This is a genomic window from Paenibacillus thiaminolyticus, from assembly GCF_003591545.1.
In the GTDB taxonomy this organism is placed as follows: Bacteria; Bacillota; Bacilli; order Paenibacillales; family Paenibacillaceae; genus Paenibacillus_B; species Paenibacillus_B thiaminolyticus_A.
The window spans coordinates 447,544-468,347 of the sequence record NZ_QYZD01000001.1; the positions used below are offsets into that span (position 1 = coordinate 447,544).

The 20,804-nt window shown below is 57.4% G+C and carries 16 protein-coding genes, 1 pseudogene and 1 riboswitch; of the genes and pseudogenes, 10 read left to right on the top strand and 7 right to left on the bottom strand.

What is annotated here, in order from left to right:
* Positions 1-476: 476 nt before the first annotated feature.
* The 4 genes from DQX05_RS02195 to DQX05_RS02210 all read right to left on the bottom strand — a co-directional run bounded on the left by DQX05_RS02195 (position 477) and on the right by DQX05_RS02210 (position 4,370).
* Positions 477-1,592 (bottom strand): formylglycine-generating enzyme family protein, encoded by a 1,116-nt coding sequence (locus tag DQX05_RS02195; RefSeq protein ID WP_119790463.1) that lies wholly within the window; start codon positions 1,590-1,592, stop codon positions 477-479.
* Positions 1,593-1,902: 310 nt separating this feature from the next.
* Complete coding sequence (locus DQX05_RS02200; protein ID WP_119790464.1) at positions 1,903-3,141, bottom strand: ROK family protein; 1,239 nt, start codon at positions 3,139-3,141, stop codon at positions 1,903-1,905.
* A complete protein-coding gene (locus DQX05_RS02205) occupies positions 3,134-3,670 on the bottom strand; it encodes a chromate transporter (protein ID WP_119790466.1) in 537 nt (178 codons plus the stop codon). Before DQX05_RS02205 ends, DQX05_RS02200 begins: the two co-directional genes overlap by 8 nt.
* Before the next feature lie 40 nt (positions 3,671-3,710).
* A complete protein-coding gene (locus DQX05_RS02210; RefSeq protein WP_119790468.1) occupies positions 3,711-4,370 on the bottom strand; it encodes a chromate transporter in 660 nt (219 codons plus the stop codon).
* A gap of 205 nt (positions 4,371-4,575) precedes the next feature.
* Here DQX05_RS02210 and DQX05_RS32985 point away from each other — a divergent pair.
* Positions 4,576-5,420: pseudogene (locus DQX05_RS32985) on the top strand (sulfatase-like hydrolase/transferase); the annotation flags it as partial.
* 207 nt (positions 5,421-5,627) lie between these two features.
* Positions 5,628-6,263: a TVP38/TMEM64 family protein gene (locus DQX05_RS02225; RefSeq protein WP_119790474.1), complete on the top strand. Its 636-nt coding sequence runs from the start codon at positions 5,628-5,630 to the stop codon at positions 6,261-6,263.
* A gap of 84 nt (positions 6,264-6,347) precedes the next feature.
* Here DQX05_RS02225 and DQX05_RS02230 read toward each other — a convergent pair whose 3' ends face one another.
* Entirely contained in the window at positions 6,348-6,962 is a 615-nt protein-coding gene (locus DQX05_RS02230) for a superoxide dismutase (protein ID WP_119790476.1), read from the bottom strand.
* 453 nt (positions 6,963-7,415) lie between these two features.
* Between DQX05_RS02230 and DQX05_RS02235 the strand changes: the two genes are divergently transcribed.
* The 8 genes from DQX05_RS02235 (at position 7,416) to helD (ending at position 17,620) form a co-directional block, all read left to right on the top strand.
* Complete coding sequence (locus tag DQX05_RS02235; protein ID WP_119790478.1) at positions 7,416-7,853, top strand: GNAT family N-acetyltransferase; 438 nt, start codon at positions 7,416-7,418, stop codon at positions 7,851-7,853.
* A gap of 128 nt (positions 7,854-7,981) precedes the next feature.
* A complete protein-coding gene (locus DQX05_RS02240) occupies positions 7,982-8,533 on the top strand; it encodes a DUF402 domain-containing protein (RefSeq protein WP_119790480.1) in 552 nt (183 codons plus the stop codon).
* 185 nt (positions 8,534-8,718) lie between these two features.
* Positions 8,719-10,452, top strand: coding sequence for a tRNA epoxyqueuosine(34) reductase QueG (gene queG / locus DQX05_RS02245; RefSeq protein WP_119790482.1), 1,734 nt, complete (start codon positions 8,719-8,721; stop codon positions 10,450-10,452).
* Between the two features lie 202 nt (positions 10,453-10,654).
* Positions 10,655-10,861 carry a YneF family protein gene (locus DQX05_RS02250; RefSeq protein WP_119790484.1) on the top strand — a complete coding sequence of 69 codons (207 nt, stop codon included), beginning with the start codon at positions 10,655-10,657 and terminating at the stop codon, positions 10,859-10,861.
* A 53-nt stretch (positions 10,862-10,914) separates the two neighbouring features.
* Complete coding sequence (folE, locus tag DQX05_RS02255) at positions 10,915-11,508, top strand: GTP cyclohydrolase I FolE (protein ID WP_119790486.1); 594 nt, start codon at positions 10,915-10,917, stop codon at positions 11,506-11,508.
* A 162-nt stretch (positions 11,509-11,670) separates the two neighbouring features.
* The gene (locus DQX05_RS02260; RefSeq protein ID WP_119790759.1) at positions 11,671-12,732 is read left to right on the top strand and encodes a DUF7309 domain-containing protein; all 1,062 of its coding nucleotides are present in this window, start codon (positions 11,671-11,673) and stop codon (positions 12,730-12,732) included.
* Positions 12,733-12,898: 166 nt separating this feature from the next.
* Positions 12,899-13,000: riboswitch (purine riboswitch) on the top strand.
* 132 nt (positions 13,001-13,132) lie between these two features.
* Positions 13,133-14,905, top strand: a complete 1,773-nt coding sequence (ade, locus tag DQX05_RS02265; RefSeq protein WP_119790488.1) for an adenine deaminase — start codon at positions 13,133-13,135, stop codon at positions 14,903-14,905.
* Positions 14,906-15,259: 354 nt separating this feature from the next.
* Positions 15,260-17,620, top strand: coding sequence for an RNA polymerase recycling motor HelD (gene helD, locus DQX05_RS02270; RefSeq protein WP_119790490.1), 2,361 nt, complete (start codon positions 15,260-15,262; stop codon positions 17,618-17,620).
* 539 nt (positions 17,621-18,159) lie between these two features.
* On the opposite strand, the gene DQX05_RS02280 is transcribed toward helD, so the two are convergent.
* Positions 18,160-18,999: a DNA adenine methylase gene (locus DQX05_RS02280; protein ID WP_119790494.1), complete on the bottom strand. Its 840-nt coding sequence runs from the start codon at positions 18,997-18,999 to the stop codon at positions 18,160-18,162.
* Between the two features lie 209 nt (positions 19,000-19,208).
* Positions 19,209-20,744, bottom strand: coding sequence for a Fe-Mn family superoxide dismutase (locus DQX05_RS02285; protein ID WP_119790496.1), 1,536 nt, complete (start codon positions 20,742-20,744; stop codon positions 19,209-19,211).
* Between the last annotated feature and the right edge of the window lie 60 nt (positions 20,745-20,804).

A 20,804-nucleotide genomic window follows, 5' to 3' on the forward strand; every position in this document is an offset into this window, starting at 1 on the left:
GGACGAAGCTCGGTATGGCCAGGGTGGTGCTGAGGAGTAACGTGCTTGATGGTCGGGTGTGGCGGACGTGTTGACTGGTACGGTAAGGTGGCTTCTGTGAACATGATTCTAACGAGCAGCTTTGAGGATAATGTGCAATAGACAGAATAACGAAAGTACAGCGGAAGTGAGCAATAGGAGGACAGTGGGAGTCGGCAATAGGTAGACAGCGGAAGTGAGCAATAGGAGGACAGTGGGAGTCAGCAATAGGTAGACAGCGGGACTGAGCAATAGGAGGATAGCGGGAGTGGCCAATAGGCGGGACATGGGAGCGGAGACTAGGCGGGATAGCGGGACTGGGCAATAGTCGGATAGCCGAAGGTAAGCGGCCCCGGGGACGAAGGCTCTCAAGTAAGCAGCAAAAAAAACGGAGGCAAGGAGGCCTCCGGCTAATGGTGTGGCCCTCTGCGCAGCAAGGGGACTTCCGTGAAAAGGCATCAGTAGGCGTCGGCTGCGCAGCGGAAGCCGAGGTTACCGGTTGAGCTGTCGGGGGTGTTTTTGCTCCGTGCGCCGACGCGGTAGCGGTTGCAGTATGATTTGTGGCATAGGTAGGAGCCGCCCTTCATAACACGTTCCGTTCCTGTCTGCGGTCCGCGAGGCTGCACGGCCGGGCCGCGCTCGTCCGGGCTGGCGGTGAACCAATCCGCGCACCATTCCCATACGTTGCCGGCGACGTTATACAGCCCGTAGCCGTTCGGCTCGAAGGCGTTGACGGGAGCGGTGCCGATGTACCCGTCGCTGGCGTTGTTTTTGACGGGGAATTTGCCTTGCCATATGTTGCAGCGATGCTCCCCGTCCGGCTTCAGCAGATCGCCCCAAGGATAGCGCCGGCGTTCCAGTCCGCCGCGGGCGGCGAACTCCCACTCGCTCTCGGTAGGGAGGTGCGTGCCAGCCCATTCGCAGTAGACCTGGGCATCATGCCATGACACGTGGATGACGGGATGGTTCATCCTGTCGGCGACGCTGCTGCCGGGGCCTTCCGGACGATGCCAGCAGGCCTGGCGAACGCCAAGCCACCAGGGGGTTCCCTGCGGGCGGCCGATGATGTGCTCCTCTTCCAGGTCGGGAGCAAGCAGATGGAACACGTAGGACCATCCGAAGCGCTCCGCTTCAGTTACATAGCCCGTGGCCGCGACGAAGCGGGCGAATTCTTCATTGGTGACGGCATAAGGAGCAATCCGGAAGGGACCGACCGTCACTTCCCGGATTGGTCCTTCCCCGTCCGCCGGGAACGACTCGGCATCCTCCGAGCCCATAGTGAAGGTGCCACCTTCCAGAAGGATGAAGCTATCAAGGGACGTACGCGACGGAGCTCCTTCATCCAAATTGGCCAGCAGCTTCCGCGCGGCCTGGGCCGACTCGTCCGGCGAGACGGCAGCCGCCGTATTGTCCAAGCCCGTTGAAGAAGTGGAGGCAAACAATCGGGAACAGTCGGGGCGGGCTGATTCGTTCAAGCGCTCTCCTGCTGGTGGTTCTGCCAAGAGGGAGGTGCCGCGTGCTGCGGCGCAGCAAGGCCGCGGTGAATCGTCCGGATGTTGGTTGATTTGAGTCATCGTGATCGCCTCCTAGGGTAAAGTAGAATCGGTTGGACAATACGATTGTAAACTGTATTTTACGATCAATGTCGTGTTCATATTGTGCGTTACTGCGTACTTCGTGCTTCGTGTAAGCGATGTGCAGTCTAGTGTTTATAGGCCTTGTTGTGCTTAAGTTGCTGTACTTTACGTTCTGCGGCTGGGCTATATCGTCCTGTGGCGGCTTCCCTAGCGAGTGTTGGAAGGCAGTGTCGTGCTAACGGGCAATGTACATAAGGCAATGTACCTAAGGTAATGTACCTAAGATAATTTACCTAAGGGCATTGTACTATATGTGGATCGTCGGGGAAGGCGGGACGGGCGCGGTCAACTGATCCAGCACCATGAGCGCTCCGCCGACGGCAAGGGCTTCTTCGCCGTAGCTGCCCTTGCTGAAGACGACCTGATATTGCGGGTAATGATAGGTTTTGCGAATCGCTGTCTGCGTCGCGGTATAGAAATAGAGATCGTTAATATTCATGAACGGCCCGCCCAGCACGACGCGCTCCGGATGGAGCACATTGAGCAGGTTGGCAAGTCCGACGCCGAAGTAGGTTGCCGCTTGGGTAACCAGCTCGGTAACGAGCGGATCGTGCTTCTTCATCGCCTCGACAATATGCGGGAACGCGGCGGGCTCTCCGCGGGGCACGATATGCTCCAGCAGGCTGCGCCGGCCGATGCGAAGCATCGCATTCGCATCGCGCTCCAGCGCGTAGATGGTGGCATAAGAGTCGAGGCACCCATAATTGCCGTTCGCGGAGCGGTTAGGGATGCCGTCGGCCTGAATGATCATTTGGCCGAGCGCGCCTTCCATATCGACGGCTCCGTAGATGAGCTTGCCGTCGGACATCATCGCCGAGCGGAGACCGATCCCGACATGAACGTAGAGCATGTGGCGCACATCCATGGAACGGTTCGCCCATGCCTCGGCCCGGATGGCGGTATTCGCGCCATTGTCCAGCAGCACGGGCAGCTGCAGCCGCCGCTCGAGCTCGGCGACGATAGGGACGTTCTCCCAGCCGGGAGCAGGGAAATACTCCGGTTGTAAAATGACGCCGTCAAACCGGTTGAGCGGTCCGACAGCGCCAATGCCAAGACCGAGTGCCGTATCCGAATTCAGCCGGTACTCGTCCATCCATGTATGAATATGAGCTGCCACACGCTCGATTAGCCCCTCTGGCGTCATCTGGTCGTTCATCTCGATGAAGTGGACCGCCTTCATCTGCCCGGCGTTGTCCAGCAGGACGAGCCGGGACGAGGTCCGGGAGATGTCGAGACCGAAGGCATAGCCGTATTCCGCGCGAACACGGTACAAGATCGGACGCCGCCCGCCCGTGGAGGCGCCGAAGCCGCTCTCTACAATAAGGCCGAGCGCCGTCAGCTCCTCCAGTACACGGGTAAGCGTGCTGGCGGTAAGCCCGCTGTCGCTGACCAAATCATTTTTCGATATTTCCGGCGCCCGGCGAATCCGTTGAAACAGTTCTTTTCCCTTTTTGGAAGGGATGCGTTGCTCCAATGCGTTACCCATAGATTACCATCCCCACTATTCCAGACAATATAATGACCGTGATTGGATGCAATCGAAGCCGAATCAGTGCGAACAAGGCTGCGATAAACAAAATGACCGGCCAGGCCGAACTGATCGTCCAGCCGTCCAGGTAGCCTGCGCCACGCGTCATGTTGACGGCCGCCAGTGCAATCAGCGCCACGACAGCCGGCTTCATTCCGTCCAATGCGGACTGCACCCAATGATTATCATACACGTGATAGAAAAATGTAGCAACGGCGAACATGATGATGGCCGACGGCAGCGCGATGCCGAACGCGGCCATGAGGCTGCCCGGCCAGCCCGCCGCGGTATAGCCGACGTACACGGCGCTGTTCATCGCGATAGGCCCGGGAGCCATCCCGGCCAAGGCAACGGCTTCCGTATATTGCGAGGCGGTCAGCCATTGGTGGTTTAGCGCTTCATGCTCGATCACCGGCAGCATGGCATAGCCGCCGCCGAACGAGACGAAGCCCAGCTTGAAAAACGTCCAAAATAAGTCCCATAGCATGCTGTATCCTTCTTTCTGGCCGATTCGGGATTGATATCGTCTATCCTTGTTCCCGCTTGACCTGCCGGGAGGAGGAAGGCGGATGGAGAGAAGAGGCGGCATAGGGGCCGTCATGCCGGCGTAATCTGCGGTGCCGGAACCATTCCGCTACGAGGCCGGCAGCCGCTCCGATGGCAAGCACGGCAATCGGATTGAACGGGGTCCACAGCAGCAGGGCGACGGACAATAAGGATACCGTCCAGCCGAAGACGTGGCGCAAGGCATCTTTCCCCATGCGGAAGGCGGCGTATACGATCAGGGCGATGACTGTCGGTTTAATGCCCGCAAGCGCTCCTTGCACGTAAGGATTGGTGCGGAACCAGGCGGCTGTCATTCCGAGCGCGAGCATAATGAAGACGGTGGGCATGGCAATGCCCGCAATGGCTATGATGAGGCCGGGAAGGCCGGCAACCCGGTATCCGACAAGACCGGCAACATTCAGGCCGATTCCCCCGGGGGCGGCCCCGGACAAGGCGGTGACTTCCCCCATTTCCTGCGCGCCGAGCCATTGGCGCTTCTGGGTCACTTCCCGGTCGATGACCGGCAGAATCGCATACCCGCCGCCAAAGGTGGTCGGGCCGATTTTGAGAAACGTAATAAATAATTGTAAAAGAAGAGCGGGGTATCCCGGTGATTTTCTGGCGTTCGGAGTGTCGCTCATCGCTTCATCCCCATTCTTGTGGCTGATAGGCTTTGCTATGCCTTTTCTGCTAGTATAACCGACTTTTATTCAAAATGGAATAAAGTTAAAAGAGAAAGGGCGCTATTTCTAAGGGGAAGCCTGTTTTGGACCGGTTTGGAAGAGGTGTGCGGAGAATGATAACCACTCTTTCATTCGTCATGGTAAAATGATTGCAGAATGATAGATGGCCCGTACAGGCGTCCGGTTCAATCGCGCCTATACGGCGACGCCGTCGTGTGTTCCGGCGCGGGCGGCGATTTTTACAGGGCAGTCGTAGACCTCCCTTGGGCGGGTAGGCTACCGGGATTGCGTTCCCTGAAGAATTATGAGACGACGCTTCCGGGCGAATTCGCCATCGCAGACTTATTTCGATGAAGTGGATGATTATGTAACCTGGCTAAGAGAACGTGTTCCAGGCGCCGATCTGACCACCTCGGCCTGGATTGCAATGCTTCGACGGTGGCCCGTCCGTGGCATTTGCCCGAGATGCTGCATCCGACGAATTGGACCGTTAACAGTCCATCGATTTTTTGCGGGCCGTGATCCGGGCAAGCCATTCTTCCTGTGGATGTCATTCGTGCGCCCGCATCCGCCCTTCGATCCGCCGCAGGCGTATCTCGATATGTACAAGGATGAGGAGATTCCGGATTCGCCGGTCGGAGATTGGGCAGATACGAAGGATGAAGCGCGGTAGGGCTTAGCCCGATTACGTCCCGCGGCCGGGATCGGGAATGGCGAGAATATTTGCACGGTGAGCATGCCCAGGGAATGGCTTCGACGCACTGGGTGACGAACGGGAAGGAGAAGTTTATCTGGTATTCCCAGACTGGCGCGGAGCAATATTTTGATCTGATCCATGATCCGCAGGAGCCTCACAATGCGATTGGCGATGCCGCCGTCCAGGAGCGGGTGCAGTATTGGCGGCAGGTGCTTGTGCAGGAGCTGAAGGACAGGGAAGAAGGGTACAGTGACGGGGAAAAGCTGATTACCGGATGTACCCCGTTCGCGTGCTTGTCCCCTATTTTATGAGGAACAAGGCCAGCCTGGAGGAAATCGTCGATGAGCGAAGGGGATAGGGGCAGTAAGAGGAGGAGCGGGTATATGATAACGATTAAGTACTCCATAATCTGCTGGCTATACTTTAGGTGAATACAAGGTAGGGGAAATAGATTATAGGGGCATTTTGCAATAGAATGAATAAGGGCTTGTACCGTTAGAGAAAAGAGAGGTGAAGGCATGGGGAAATGGGCCACCGCCGCCATCTATATGCTCGCTATGGCCGGAGTCTGGCTCTGGCGCGAGGAGCTGCTTCATTGGATAGAGAGCATGAAGTCCTCCCGGGATGCGGCTACCGCCGCGCAAATGTTCGTCCTGGCGTCGATAGCTTCTCTTTTTCCCGTCATCCCCTTCGGCGTCGTCGGGGGCATTATGGGAGCCACGTACGGATTGTGGCTGGGCGGGTTGATGAATACAGCCGCTTCGACGCTGGGGGCGGCCGTCATGTTCCTTGGGGTCCGGCAGGGCTGGAAGGAGCAGGGCAGGCGCTATCTGGATCGGGTCGCACTGCTGCACAAGCTGAACGCCACGATGGAACATCACCCGGTGACGTCGGTCTTCATCGCCCGTATGATTCCGGTACTCCCTGCTATCGCGATCAATGTATATGCGGCGCTCGTGTCTGTGCCGTTCGTCTCTTTTCTACTCGCTACGGCGGCAGGCAAGCTGCCGGTGATGCTGGTCTTTGCCTTCATCGGGGAGCAGCTGTTGGAGGACGGCATGAAGATTCCGGCTGTGCTGCTTCTCTATGCGGCGATGGCGGGCGGATTGTATGCGGCATACCGTTATCGGGCGAGCCGGCGCCGGAAGGAGTAGGAGGAACGGTCCGGCACGGACATGCAAAAAGGGACCGTCCCCAAGGTCTGATAAGACCTGAGGGACTGTCCCTTATTTCATTCCTTATTTTGTAGCTGCTTCGTAGTTCTTCTCAACTGCCGGCCAGTTGACGACATTCCAGAACGCAGCGATGTAATCTGGGCGCTTGTTCTGATATTTCAGGTAGTATGCATGCTCCCATACGTCCAGGCCGACAAGCGGAGTCTTGCCTTCCATCAGCGGGCTGTCTTGGTTCGGCGTGCTGGTTACGGACAGCTTGCCGTCCTTATCGACTGCCAGCCAAGCCCAGCCGGAGCCGAAGCGAGTCGTAGCTGCCTTCGCAAAATCTTCCTTGAACTTGTCGAATCCGCCAAGCTCCTTGTCGATTGCTTCCGCCAGCTTGCCGGACGGCTGTCCGCCGCCGTTCGGTCCGATTGTCTCCCAGAACAGGGAGTGATTCGCATGTCCGCCGCCGTTGTTGCGGACTGCCGTACGGATGCTCTCAGGCACGCTGTTCAGATCGGAGATGAGTTCCTCAACAGATTTGGACTGCAATTCAGGCGCAGACTCCAATGCCGCATTCAGGTTCGTCACATACGTGTTGTGGTGACGGTCATGGTGAATCATCATCGTCGTCTCGTCGATGTGAGGCTCAAGAGCATTGTTCGCATACGGAAGAGCTGGTAATTGGTGTGCCATCGTTCATTCCTCCCAAAAAATATGTAAGTGATATATTCCCATTTAACCACGAGTCGGGCTAATAAATCAACATAAATGTTTCAAAAGTCAGAGCTTTGTCATAGGGCGCTGACTTTATATCATTACCCATTACATGAGGCTTTCAAACGTAGCACGTGCTCCAAAACAATGGTCACAAAATTGGCACAGTTGCCAATTTTTTATACCTATGGACTCTAAAGTAATGTAAACGCTTTATATGAAACGCTTACACGAGAAAAACCGTGTTTTTTCGGCGTTTTTCCTGGAATCTGAATGATAAAGAAGGAATTTCGCGATTTTTGTCGTATTTGTAAATACTATATATAATGGAATGAGAACAAAAAGGATGTCCGTTGGCGTAGACTGCTTGTTCACAGATAGAGAAGAGAACCGTATATTTAACACCAAGCTCAGGATGAGGGAGAGTAAGACATGAACGTTCGATCCTTTCGTTTGGCGGATTATTTGCCGGCTACTCAGTTATTGAAGGAATCGTTGTCCGAGGAATGCTGTGATAAGACACTGGATGCCTTTGCGCGCCAGTTGTCCTTGGACGGAGAACTTGTGCTCATCGCGGAACAGGAGAACCCGAGTGGGGAGACGATCATGGTCGGGCTGGCTATCGGCACCATCGATCGCAACAACGGGTACTATTATCGTCTGGCGGTGCACCCGGACTTCCGCAACCAAGGCGTAGGCAAAGCGCTTGTCGCCGGAATGGAACAGAGATTCCAGCAGCGCAAGGTCCGCAACATTATGATTGCTGCGGATGAGCATACGGAATTCGTATTGCCTTGGTTCGAGGCATTGGGATACGGGGCCCAGCATGTCTTGCGTTCATTGAAGCAGCTTCGGATTGTTGCTGGCTAGCTGTCTCTAAATTGAACATTTGTCGTCGAATGGGAAGGCATATCTTTACAACCGTTGCAATCGGGGTGAAGATATGCTTTTCTATTAATAATAAGTGAAGAGAAATGAAGTAAAGCCGAGGAAAACGTATGGAACGTTATGAGAAAGCCCTTGTGAAAAGTTTCAAACACGATGGCCATTTGCACCGGATGTGGCTGGAGAACTGGATCGTTCCCTCCTCGCTCGTGCATCCCGAGCATGCCGTTGAAGGAATGTTCGTGCTGATTAACAGTCAGACTCCGATCAGGGAAGCGGACGGGAAGCAGTGGAACAGCAAAATTCCTGCCGTTACGTTCCTCATTCCGAAGCAGTGGTTCAATGTGGTGGCGCTGATTGAGGATCACGGCATTCGCTACTACTGCAATATTGCCTCGCCGCCATATCGCACGGACAACATTTTCACCTATATCGATTACGATCTGGACGTCATTCAGATGCCCGGCGGCCAGGTGAATGTGGTGGACCAGGACGAGTATGAACAGAACCGGCATGTGTACCACTATCCTGATCTGGTGGAGCGCAAGATCAGCGCCGGCCTGGACGCGGTGCTGGAACGGATTCGGCATCGCCGGCCTCCGTTCTGGGACGATGAGGTGCGCCGGTACTACGAAGACTGGAAGCAGGCGATCCAGCCGGAATGAGGGAATTCCTCTGCAGGCTGGCCGGGGAGCAAGGAATGCGGCAGGGATGAATGGAAATGCAGGGAAGTCAGACCGTAACAGGAGCGGCGCCTGCTCTGGGGAATCCGGTACCCGGAGCTAGGGGGCCGTTCTGTATTTAAAGCGGCGCGATCCACGCAGCGACATCAATGAAGGAGGTGAACGGGATGGCGGAACAAAAGCAAACGAAACGATGGACACCATACGGAACAGATCAAGCGGCTGAGGCCGATACGATCCGGGAAGCGGAACGCTGGCAGCGGCTTAAGCAGGAGATTGTGGATGCAGCGGCTTCCATGGGCATTGATCAGATCGGCTTCACGACGGCAGACCCGTTCACCGAATTGAAGGCGCGCCTGCAGCATTCTATCGATCAAGGCTATGCATCCGGGTTCGAGGAGCCGGACCTGGACAAGCGGACGCAGCCTGCGCTGCTGCTGGACGGGGCGCGCTCCATTATCGCGATTGCGGTTGCTTATCCATCCAAGATGGAGGGCGGTCCGAAGTCGGAGGCGGGGGCGAACAGAGGAATGTTCGCGCGGACCGCATGGGGATTGGACTACCACCATGTGCTGAGGGATCGGCTGCAGCGTCTGGAGCAGTTCCTGCGCGAGAGGGTGCCGGAGGTGCGGGTGAAGAGCATGGTTGACACCGGCGAGCTGTGCGACCGGGCGGTCGCCGAGCGTTCCGGCATCGGCTTCAGCGGCAAAAACTGCTCGATTATTTCTCCGAAGTGGGGATCGTGGATTTACTTGGGGGAAATGATTACGAATCTGCCGCTGCCGCCCGATCACCCGGTGACCGAGGATTGCGGGGAATGCACACGCTGCCTCGATGCTTGTCCGACAGGAGCCTTCGTCGGTCCGGGGCAGCTCAATGCGCAGCGATGCATCTCGTTCCAGACACAGTCGAAGGAGATGCTGCCGCATGAGATGATGGTCAAGATAGGCAACCGGCTGTATGGCTGCGACACCTGTCAGATCGTATGCCCGAAGAACCGCGGGCTGAATTGGACCCATCATGCCGAGATGCAGCCCGATCCGGAGCAGGCGAAGCCGCTGCTCGTGCCGCTGCTGTCGCTGTCGAACCGGGAGTTCAAGTCCCGGTTCGGCAGCAGCGCGGCGGCGTGGCGCGGGAAGAAGCCGATCCAGCGCAACGCGATTGCGGCGCTCGGCAATTTCCGCGACCGCCAGGCCGTCCCGGCCCTGGAAGGGCTGCTGCGCACGGATGAGCGGCCGGATATCCGCGCCGCGGCGGCGTGGGCCCTCGGCCAGATCGGAGGTCCGGACGCCAAGCGAATATTGAAGGCGGCGCTAAGCCGCGAGGAGGAGCCGAAGGTGAAGGAAGCTGTGATGCAAGCGCAGGAGCGCGCCGAAGCTCAGCATGAGCCGCTGTATGTGCAAGAGATGGAGAGTCCGCTTGGGCCGCTGACATTGGCTGCGACCGCGACTGGATTGTTCGCGATCGAGTTCGGGGACGCGTTGTCGGTGGCCGAGGGGCTGCAGCGGCGGGCAGCCCGCTGCTACGGCCGCGTCGTGCTGCAGCGCCATCCGGAGCGGCTGCAGGCGGCCAAGCGCCAGTTGGAGGAGTATTTCGCGGGAACGCGGCGCGAATTCGATCTGACGCTGGATATCCAGGGGACACCGTTCCAGCGTCAGGTATGGCAAGCCTTGACCGACATCCCTTATGGGGAGACCCGGTCCTATAAGCAGATCGCGGAAGCGATCGGCAATCCGGGGGCGGTGCGGGCCGTCGGCGGAGCGAATAATCGCAATCCGCTCTCCATTATCGTGCCTTGCCACCGCGTGATCGGTGCCGACGGACAGCTGGTCGGATATGGCGGCGGCATGGACAAGAAAGTCACGCTGCTTCATCTTGAGGGCGTGTCTTGCGGGCAATGAGACACAGGGGCAATCCCAGATAGATTCCATTCGTTTGTCATATTGGAAGGGACATGCTATCATAATGGCGGACGAGTTCCGCGAAGCCATGCCTTCTCACGGATAGATCGAAGTGAGTGTTCACAAAGCCGGTTTGCAACGAAAGGCGGTTTTTTGAATTAGCTCATGTAACTAATTTTTTTGTTGGGGTGACCATAAGAAGATGATTTGGGTTGTAGGGATAATCGCACTCATCGTAGGCATCATTATCGGCTTTGCCGGCGGGGTGTTCTACTTGCGCAAGCAGATGGAGAAGATGCAATCGGATCCGCAAATGCTGCAAAAAATGGCAAAGCAAATGGGCTATAATTTGAATGCGAAGCAGATGCAGCAAGCACAGAAAATGATGCAGCAAAAAAAGAAAAAATGAAATAACGGAACTGCCCGCGTCCATGGGCACGGCAGGCGGGAGGAGGCACAATTATGGCTGGCTTGAAAGACTATGTCAATTCAAAAGTCGGTGTGAACCGCGAGCAGATCGAACATCACGTAAAAGAAATTTTGAGGCTGATCGGCGAGGATGTCGATCGGGAAGGCCTGCAGGAGACGCCGGCGCGTGTCACCCGCATGTACGAAGAGATCTTCGGCGGGTATGAGGTCGACCCGCGCGACGTGCTCGGGGTTACCTTCGACGAAGCCCATGAGGAGCTTGTCATCGTCAAGGATATTACGTATTACAGCTTGTGCGAGCATCATATGGCGCCGTTCTTCGGCAAGGTGCATATCGGCTATATTCCAAGCGGACATGTGGCCGGCCTGAGCAAGCTGGCGCGGCTGGTCGAAGCGGTTACGCGCCGTCTGCAGGTGCAGGAGCGGGTCACGGCGAATATCGCGGATATTATGGAAGAAGTGTTGAAGCCGCATGGCGTGATGGTGGTTGTCGAGGGCGAGCATTTGTGCATGTGTTCCCGCGGCGTCAAGAAGCCTGGCAGCAAGACGGTTACGATGTCGACACGGGGCAGCTTCAAGGACGATGCGGCGCAGCGCGCGGAATTTTTGTCACTGATTAAGCAGTAAATTGGTGCTTTAGGGTTTGAGGAGAACCAATGGAACCCGTTCCGGGCAAAGGGGCGGGTTTTTTGCTTGGGCTGCAAGAAGGTATCGAGAGAAGCGGCGTTCTGGGATTGAGGCGCGCTTGCAGCAGAGCACAGCATGGAAGAGGAGGACGAAGGAAATTCTATGACAAAGACGGATGTAGAACAGACAGAACGCAAGGAAGAAGCGGTGGAATTAACCGAAGAGCAGGCGGAATGGCATCGCCTCTATGAAGCGGCGGCAGCCTTCAAGAAGCAAGGAAGCTGGAAGTGGGTGTCCGATTCCGAGATCTTCGGCGTATGCAACCCGGAGGATGGAGAGGTCGGCTATTGCACCATCATGGGTTCGAACGAAGAGTTGTTCGGCCTGGCTGTCTTCCGCGGAGGCGAAGGGCTGGAGAGCCTGCAGGACATGATGCTGGATCGGGATGAGCCTTATGCTTGGCTGAACCGGCAAAAATGCATCATGGTGACGTTCGAGGATCGGACCGAGCTGGACAAGCAGGATCTGGCGCAAATCAAAGAGCTTGGCTTCCGCTTCCGCGGCCGCAACGCTTGGCCGCTGTTCCGGGCTTATGATCCGGGGCTTGTACCATGGACGCTTGACCGGAAGCAGGTCTGCTTCCTGACGAACGCCTTGGAGCAAGCGGTGGAGCTGGCTGCTCGATGCAAGAAGGACGAGCAGCTGTTCGTGCCGCCGGTCTCCGGGCAGCTGTTGGTCCGTGCGCAGCAGAACGGGGAATGGAGCGAAGGCTGGTGTGATCCTGAGTTCGTCCTGAAGCGCCCGGCGAAGTATGAATACAGCGATGACGCGAAGCTGACGGACCTTGTGCGCCGCATTCCGGAGAAGCGGGGACAGTGGGAGACCGATTATTTCTTCGCCCCTGTCGCGGTGCAGGGCGAGGCCGAGCGGCCGTATTACCCGCGGCTCTGTCTGTGGGTGGATCGCCAGACCCGCAGCGCGGTCGGCTTCCATGTCGCTTATGAAGGGAATTTCGAGCAGGAATTCATTGATCATATGATTCAGTTAATCGAGGAGAAAGGGGCGCGCCCGCAAAAGCTTATTATCCGGTCGAACGAAGGTCTCGATTTGTTCGAGAAGACGGCGCAGCGCCTGAAGATCAAAATCGAACGCGAGCCGCGCCTCGTCTATCTGGAGGAAGCCCAGGCAGATCTGTTCGACTATTTTGCCAAACACGAATCTTGATTGCCATGCCGGGTGTTCTTGCAGAATGCGCGGCAGTCAGCGGGCCAGTTAAGGATATCCTTCAACTGGCCCATTTTTGTGATTATGGTTGATGATTGTTGGGTCTGGTATCTTTTTACTTCGTTTGTAGCCATTGACGGAAATAGGCCAGGTCGATACAATGTAGAGAATTAAATATTATATTCTTCGTATAATTTTGGAAATAGGGTCCAACCGTCTCTACCAAACTACCGTAAATAGTTTGACTACGAGGAAGAGAATGCCTGCCGCGGAGGATGGCTCCCCGCTGGGACAGGCTGTTCTTGCTCCTTGCCGTCAAACTCTAGTTGCTGGACTAGAGTTTTTTTGTTGTATCCGAATCGCGCAATCATCCTATAAAAGCAAAGGAATGTGAAATCGAATGAATTGGAGCAAGCCACATTGGAGCAAGCGGATTGCCGCAGCCGCCAGAACGGCGCCTGCCGACCTTGTCATCACGAATGGGAAAATTGTCGATGTCTTCAATCTCGACATAATCGAAGGGGATGTCGCGATTGTGGATGGTATTATCGCAGGCATCGGCGGCAGCTATGAAGGCGCCCGCGTCATCGATGCGGAGGGACGTTATATCGCCCCGTCCTTCATCGACACCCATGTTCATATTGAATCCGCCATGGTCACGCCTGCTGAATTCGCCCGCGTCGTGCTCCCTCACGGCGTCACGTCCGTCATTGCCGATCCGCACGAGATCGCGAATGTGGCCGGGACGGACGGCATTCAATATATGCTGGACGCTTCCGAGAATCTGCCGCTGGACGTATATGTCATGCTCCCGTCCTGCGTTCCATGCACGCCGTTCGAGCACGCTGGAGCGAAGCTCGATGCGGCCAGTCTGGACGCATTCTACGCCCACCCCCGGGTATTGGGGCTGGCCGAGGTGATGGATTATCCATCCGTGCGCCGCGGCGATGACGATATGCTGGACAAATTGATGTCCTCGCATCGGCATGGCGGAATGATTGACGGTCACGGCGCTGGACTGGATGAAGAGGCCATTAATGTGTACCGGGCGGTCGGCATTCGCAACGACCATGAATGCGTAACGGCTGAGGAAGCTAAGGTACGGCTGCGGCGGGGCATGTACGTGATGATTCGTGAAGGCTCGGTCGCCAAGGATGTAGAAGCGCTCATCCCGGCCGTGACCGCCAGCAACGCGCGCCGCTGCGTGTTCTGCACCGATGACAAGCATTTGGACGAGCTGCTGGAGGAGGGCAGCGTTGATCATAACGCGCGTCTGGCCATACGCTGCGGGCTTGACCCGCTGCAAGCGATCCAGATGGCTTCTCTCAATGCGGCCGAATGTTACGGATTGCAGACCAAAGGCGCGATCGCTCCCGGGTACGAGGCCGACTTCTTGCTGCTCGACGATCTGGAGCGCTTGACAATTGCCCAGGTGTACAAAGCGGGCAGACTGGTCGGCGAAAACGGCCAATATATCGGGCCGCAGCCGCAAACGGCCAAGATCCCGGCTGGACTATTGAAATCGGTTCATCTGCCCGAGATAACGGAGCGGGATTTGCAAATCCGGATCCAGGAAGAGCACCGCTGCCATATTATCGGCATCAATCCGAACAGCCTCATTACGACGCACCTCGTGGAGGAGGTGGATGCGGAGGATGGCTGCTTCCGCCCTTCGGTGGCCAAGGATCAATTGAAGATCGCCGTGTTGGAGCGGCATCATCGTACCGGATGCATCGGACTGGGCATCGTCAAGGGATTTGGCATTCAATGCGGAGCGATCGCCTCTACTGTGGCGCATGACTCCCACAACCTCGTCGTGGCCGGCAGCAACGATAGGGATATGCTGACCGCCATACGGGCGCTGCGCGATCTGGAGGGCGGATTGGTCGTAGCCAGCGACGGCGTCGTGCTCGCTGCCATCGAGCTTCCATTGGCTGGCTTAATGTCCACTGCCGATTATGCCGAGGTGCTCCAGCATATGGAACAGCTCCATCACGCTCTGGCGCGAATCGGCGCTTCAAGCGAGTTCAATCCATTTGTTACGCTGTCGTTCCTAGGCTTGCCCGTTATACCCGAACTGAAGCTGACGGATATGGGCTTATTCGATTTCACCGCCTTTCAGCACATTCCGGTAACGGAAGAGAGCCGCACCGCCGATTATGTGTCTCGTTGATGATACTGCATGCAGGCTTGAACCTTCGTTCACCCAATCGTAGGGTCAAAGTTTCCACAGGCTCGGAAATCACTGCAATAAAAAAGACCGGGGGCAGATAATCGCCTCCGGTCGTGCTTTTCATTCAAACATACCAAAAATAGGTTGCCTATGTAACATAAAGCATGCTTAATAGCTTGTCCATCGCTTGCAGCCGCATCCATCCTATGGTACGATATCAGGTGCGGCACAAGAATATTATGAACAAATATATTTTTACCCAAATATATAATATCATAAAGCGCGGGTTGTTGTCAACTGGTTAAGCAACCCGGTGCCGCAAAAATCGCAATCTATAGTAAAGCGGGTGATCAGATGGACCCGAATCATCGGGAGTGGCAGTTGGAGGAAGCGCGGGCTGTCGAGGTAATGGAGAAGATTGAGCAGCGCATCATTCCGCTGCAGGAAGAGATGGGCACGGTCAAGCGCGAAGTCGTGGATATCCGCCGCGAGTTCTGGGACGACGTCAAGGTCAATCTGGATGATGCGAATGAAGCTATCGAGACGCATGCCAGCTTGAAGCAGCAGTCGGAAGTCTTGGCGGAGCGGGAGCGCAGGCATCTTCATGCGGCCCAGCAGCTTGATGTGTGGAAGCGGATGACGCAGTCCCCTTATTTCGCGAGGATTGATTTCCGGGAGGAGGGGGAAGCGGAGGCAGAGCGAGTGTATATCGGGATCGGATCGTTCCGGGACAAGGACGATAACTTCCTCGTCTATGATTGGCGTGCGCCTGTGTCCAGCCTGTATTATGACTATTCGCCGGGCCCGGCCCACTATGAGACGCCGGTCGGCCTCCTGTCGGGGGAGATGGGGCTCAAGCGCCAATTCATCATCACGGAGGGCCGGTTCCGGGGCATGTTCGATACGGGGCTTACGATTGGCGACGAGCTGCTGAGGCAGATTCTCAGCCGGCCGTCCAGCGCCCATATGAAAAGCATCGTCGGGACGATCCAGCGGGAGCAGAACCGCATCATCCGCAACGAGCAGAAGCGGCTCATGGTCGTCACCGGCCCGGCGGGCAGCGGCAAGACGTCGACCGCTCTGCAGCGGATCGCGTATTTGCTGTACCGGTACCGGGATACGCTGCAGGCCGATGAGATCGTGCTGTTCTCGCCGAATCCGATGTTCAACCGCTATGTCTCGACCGTTCTGCCGGAATTGGGGGAACGGAATATGCGGCAGACGACGTATCAGGAGTATGTGGAGCATCGCTTGGCTGATTCCTTCCGGCTGGAGCATCCGGCCGAGCAGATGGAATATGCGCTGAGCGCCGGGGAACAACCGGAATACGCGGCGCGAATGGAAGGAATTCGCTATAAGGCGGGGGCATCTTTCTTCCGGTTGCTCGGGAGTTATGTAGAGCGGCTCGGACAGGAAGGCATGCGATTCCGCGATCTTCGCTTCCAGGATCGGACTTTCATATCGGGGGAAGCGATGCTGCGGCACTTTTATGAGCTGGATGCGTCCCTGTCGATCCCGAACCGGCTGAGCCAGATAGCGGAATGGCTGCGGGGCGAGCTGGCCGCCGCCGCGCGCCGGGAACGGAAGTCGGAGTGGGTGGAGGAAGAGATCGAGCTGCTCGACAATGAGGATTATGTCATGGCATTCCAGGAGCTGCAGCGCCGGCAAGGATATACGGAGGAGTCGTTCGATGACTTCGATCGCGAACGTGAATGGCTCGCCCGCCAGATCGTGAATGAGCGCTTCAAGCCGCTTCGGGCGGACATCAAGCGATTCCGCTTCGTCGATATGCCGGCCATCTACACCCAATTGTTCTCCAGTCCGGACTTCGCGGCCAGTCTGGCCGGAGAAGAGAGGCTGCCTGAGCGCTGGGCCGGCATCTGCGCCCTGACGGCCGAACGGATGAACCGGGGCGAGATGACTGTGGAGGATGCGACGCCATACTTGTATTTGAATGAATGTCTGGAAGGCTTCCATACGAATACGTCGATTCGGCATGTCTTTGTGGATGAAGGCCAGGACTATGGGGTCTTCCAGCTCCATTTCCTCAAGCGTCTGTTCCCCCGTGCCCGGTTCACGGTGCTGGGAGATGAGGATCAGGCGATTTACCCGCATGCCGAAGGAGCGGCGTCGGTACCGCTTCCGGCGTTGGCGGAAGTATTCCCGGCCGAGGAGGCGGAGTCGTTCCAGTTGACCCGAAGCTATCGTTCGACCCGGCCGATTATGGAGCTGGCCCGCCGCATCATTCCGGGCGGCGAGCGGATCGATACGTTCGAGCGCGAAGGTCCGGCGCCGACGCTGACGGGATTACAGGACAGGGAGGAATTGAACTCCCGGGTCGCCACGCGGATGCGCGAGCTGCTCGCAGCCGGACACCGCAATGTCGCTCTGCTCTGCACCACGGCTCAGGAGAGCCGCGAGGCATACGAGGCGCTGCAGGATGTTGTGCCGCTGCGACTCGTTCATCAGGAGACGGTGACTTTCGAAGCGGGCGCCCTAGTCATTCCGTCGTACCTGGCCAAGGGCGTCGAGTTCGATGCCGTCGTGCTGTACAATGCATCCGATGAAGGCTACGGCCGGGAGAGCGAGCGCAAGCTGCTGTATGTAGCGTGCACGCGGGCGATGCATGAGCTCCACATCTACTACATGGGGCGGCCGAGTCCGTGGCTGGAAGCTGCGCTTGCGGGAGCGGACGAAGGGCAGGCAGAGGTCTGAACCGAGGACCGGCTCTGGAACGGAAGGGCAAGGAGATATAAGCTGTCTAGCGCTGCGTGGGTTCGCCGCAAGGGCGACCATGCGGCGCGGCAGCTTATTTGTACATAGGGAAAGAGGAGGGAAGGCTATTGGTGGAGCTGATTATAATCGTGCTGCTGATGTGCAATCTGTTGCTTTATGCTGCGGATAAACTCGAAGCTGCCCCCGAGGGACAAGGTGGAGGAGGCGGTGAAGCGGGCCAAGGAACGCTACAATCTGGATTAAGGGAGAGGGGCGGCCCGCCGTTCCTATCGATGTGCGGCAGGCCTCCGCCAGCGGCTCCAGCAGAGGGATGATACGCACGAACAAGTTCGCTTGCCGGAGCGGCCCGCCTTCCGGCTCTGCGATGGCCGGGGCCTCCGCGGTGGCGGGCCCCCTCCTTAACATTCAAAAAAATCGTGACGGCTTCTCCCCGGCGACATCTTTTCCTCAGCCGGCTTGCCGTCATGTCCTTCATTTCCCCTTGAGCTTTCCTTATGTATCCTGAAACAGCCCCCGCCTTATTCTTGGGGTTGATAATTCATGACAAGCACCTCGTCCACCGCGCCGCGGGCGGTCGCCTTGGAGTTGATATTGCGGCGGGCTTGTACGATATGGAGCGGGAAGCCTTCATACAGCTCGCGAATATAGTCTGTCGCATGGTTGGACAGCATCACATAGACGCCCCGGCCGTCCAGCTCGCGGAACAGGTTGGCCAGCCGCAGCTGCTCGTCCCGTCCGAAGCCGTCCTTCGCATAGGAGGTGAAGGCGGCCGTCTTGGTCAAGACGTCGTATGGCGGATCGAAGTAGACGAAGTCCCCCGCCTGCGCCGATTCCACGGCTCGCTCGAAGTCGCCGACAGTCATGGCGATATCCGCCGCTTGGAAGTAGGATGCCAAGGCGCGGATCGTCTCTTCCTGGACGATATCCGGCTGCTTGTAGCGTCCGAAGGGAACGTTGTTCTGTCCCTTCGCGTTGACCCGGTACAGGCCGTTATAACATGTCCGGTTCAAATAGACGAGTCGGGCTGCCCGGGTAACGGCGTCCAGCTGCGCGTATTCCTCCAGATTCCGGTCCCAGGAGCGGACTTCATAGTAATAGCTCTCTTCGTTCCGGTGAACTCGCAGCGCGTCGATAAGCGCTTCCGGCTCCCGGCGAATCGTCTCATACAAATTGATCACCTCGCCATTCACGTCGTTGATGCAGGCGCGCGGCGGCATCAGATCGAACAGCAGCGCGGCGCCGCCGATGAACGGCTCATAATAGGCCGCCTGCGACCAGTCGAGGCGCGGCAGACGGCGGCGGATGTCGGGGAGCAGTTGGCGCTTGCCTCCCGCCCATTTGAGTATCGGTTTCAACATTGCCCTTCACCCCTGTCGGTTATCTGCGTCGTGAGGACTTGCTCGCCCGTAGGCGGGGCAGTCTCTCCTCACGCAAAAAAAAGGCGGCCTGAAGGCCGCACGTAAGTTCGCGTATCCTCTTCTATTGTACCGAACGGGAGGGAGAAGACGCAATATCGAAAATGCGGCCGCCAGTTGCTCCCCTGGGGAAGCTGGCGATTTCGCAGACATTAGTACGGCTTCCATGCCAGGGTCCGCGCCGCCTGGAAGCGTTCGTCGACCGCCGGCCAATTGACGACATGCCACCAATCCTCGATATATTTGGCCCGCTCGTTCTTGTGCTTCAAATAGTACGCGTGCTCCCATACGTCGATCGGAAGGAGCGGGATGACGTCCCATTGCGACAGATTCTGATGCTTCTCCGCCTGCAAAATCTCCAAGCGGCGGCTGCGCGGGCTCCAGACGAGAATCGTCCACCCGCCGCCCTGGACCTTCTCCGCGGCCTTGGAGAAATGCATTTTGAACGCCTTGAAGCTTCCGAAGTCACGCGTAATCTGATCGAGCAGCTCTCCGGCCGGCTGACCACCGCCCGCCGGATTCATCGTATTCCAGAAAATCGTGTGCAAATAGTGGCCTGCGCCGTTAAACGCAAGCTCATTCGACCAGTGCTTCACCAGATCGAAGCGGCCGGTGCGCCGTGCTTCCGCCAATGCGCGTTCGGCCCGGTTCAAGCCGTCGACGTAGCTCTGATGGTGCTTGTCGTGATGTACCCGCATCGTCGTCTCGTCGATATACGGCTCCAACGCATCATACGGATACGGCAATGGTGGCAGCGTATGGCCGCCGATTGGGACGGAGGCTAGGTCCCCGCGCAGATAGTACTCCGGCATCAGCGGCTGATGCTGAGGGTGGCCTGGCGGCCATCCGCCCGTCGGGGCATACGTCACCTCCCGGTACACCGAGTAGCCGAAGGGTGCATTCTCAGGCGCGGTCCGGGCTTCGTCCTGCTTCTGTACCGGCTTGGCTTCCTGTTCCTCTGCTGGCTGGACCGCCTGGGCTGCCTGGGCCTGAGCCGTCAGAGGCGTCTGGGGCGCCTGAGCCGAACCGATGTAAGCCAGAATGCCCGAAGCAGGCGATTGCGGTGCGGTTGTCGCCGATGCGTCGGAGCTCTCCTCGGATTCACTGTTACAGGCTGTCAAGGGATATTCCGCTTCCGCCGGGAAGCCGGAGCTGCTGCCGCTGTCGAGCGGCGGGACTTCGTGGATGAACGCCTTCGGCTGTACGGCGTTGCCGGGCGGAGCGGCATGCGCCCCTGGTACGTCCGGCGAAGCGAAGGAAGACAGCGGCTTGTCTTTTAGAGCATGCACGACGTTCAGGAAATAGGCGGATTCGCTGGCGATATGATCGAATACGATCGGGGCGAGCGGCACGCTATGCACGGCACGGCTATACTTCTTCATCGTCTCCAGATGCTTTATGAACTGCTCGGATTGATAGACGGATGCCTTGAGCAGCAGCTCGATCTTGTGCATTGTATCGGGAGGCGCGCTTCCCCCTTGCGACAGTATGAACTGGAGCCAGGCCGAGGCCGCTTCCTCGGTTTTGGTGAAGACCGGCTCCCATTCCCGGAGCACTTGGACATATTCCGGCTCTAGCTGCGGCACGATGGCGAGAATGACCTCGATGTGCTCGCGCTCTTGTTTTTTCCAAAATACGATCTCTTCCAGCACGCGGACAGGCATCAGTGACCCATATATGTACTCCAACGAGCGTTCCTCCTCTACATGTCAATGAGACTCGCATCCATGACCTCTTGTATCTAGCCT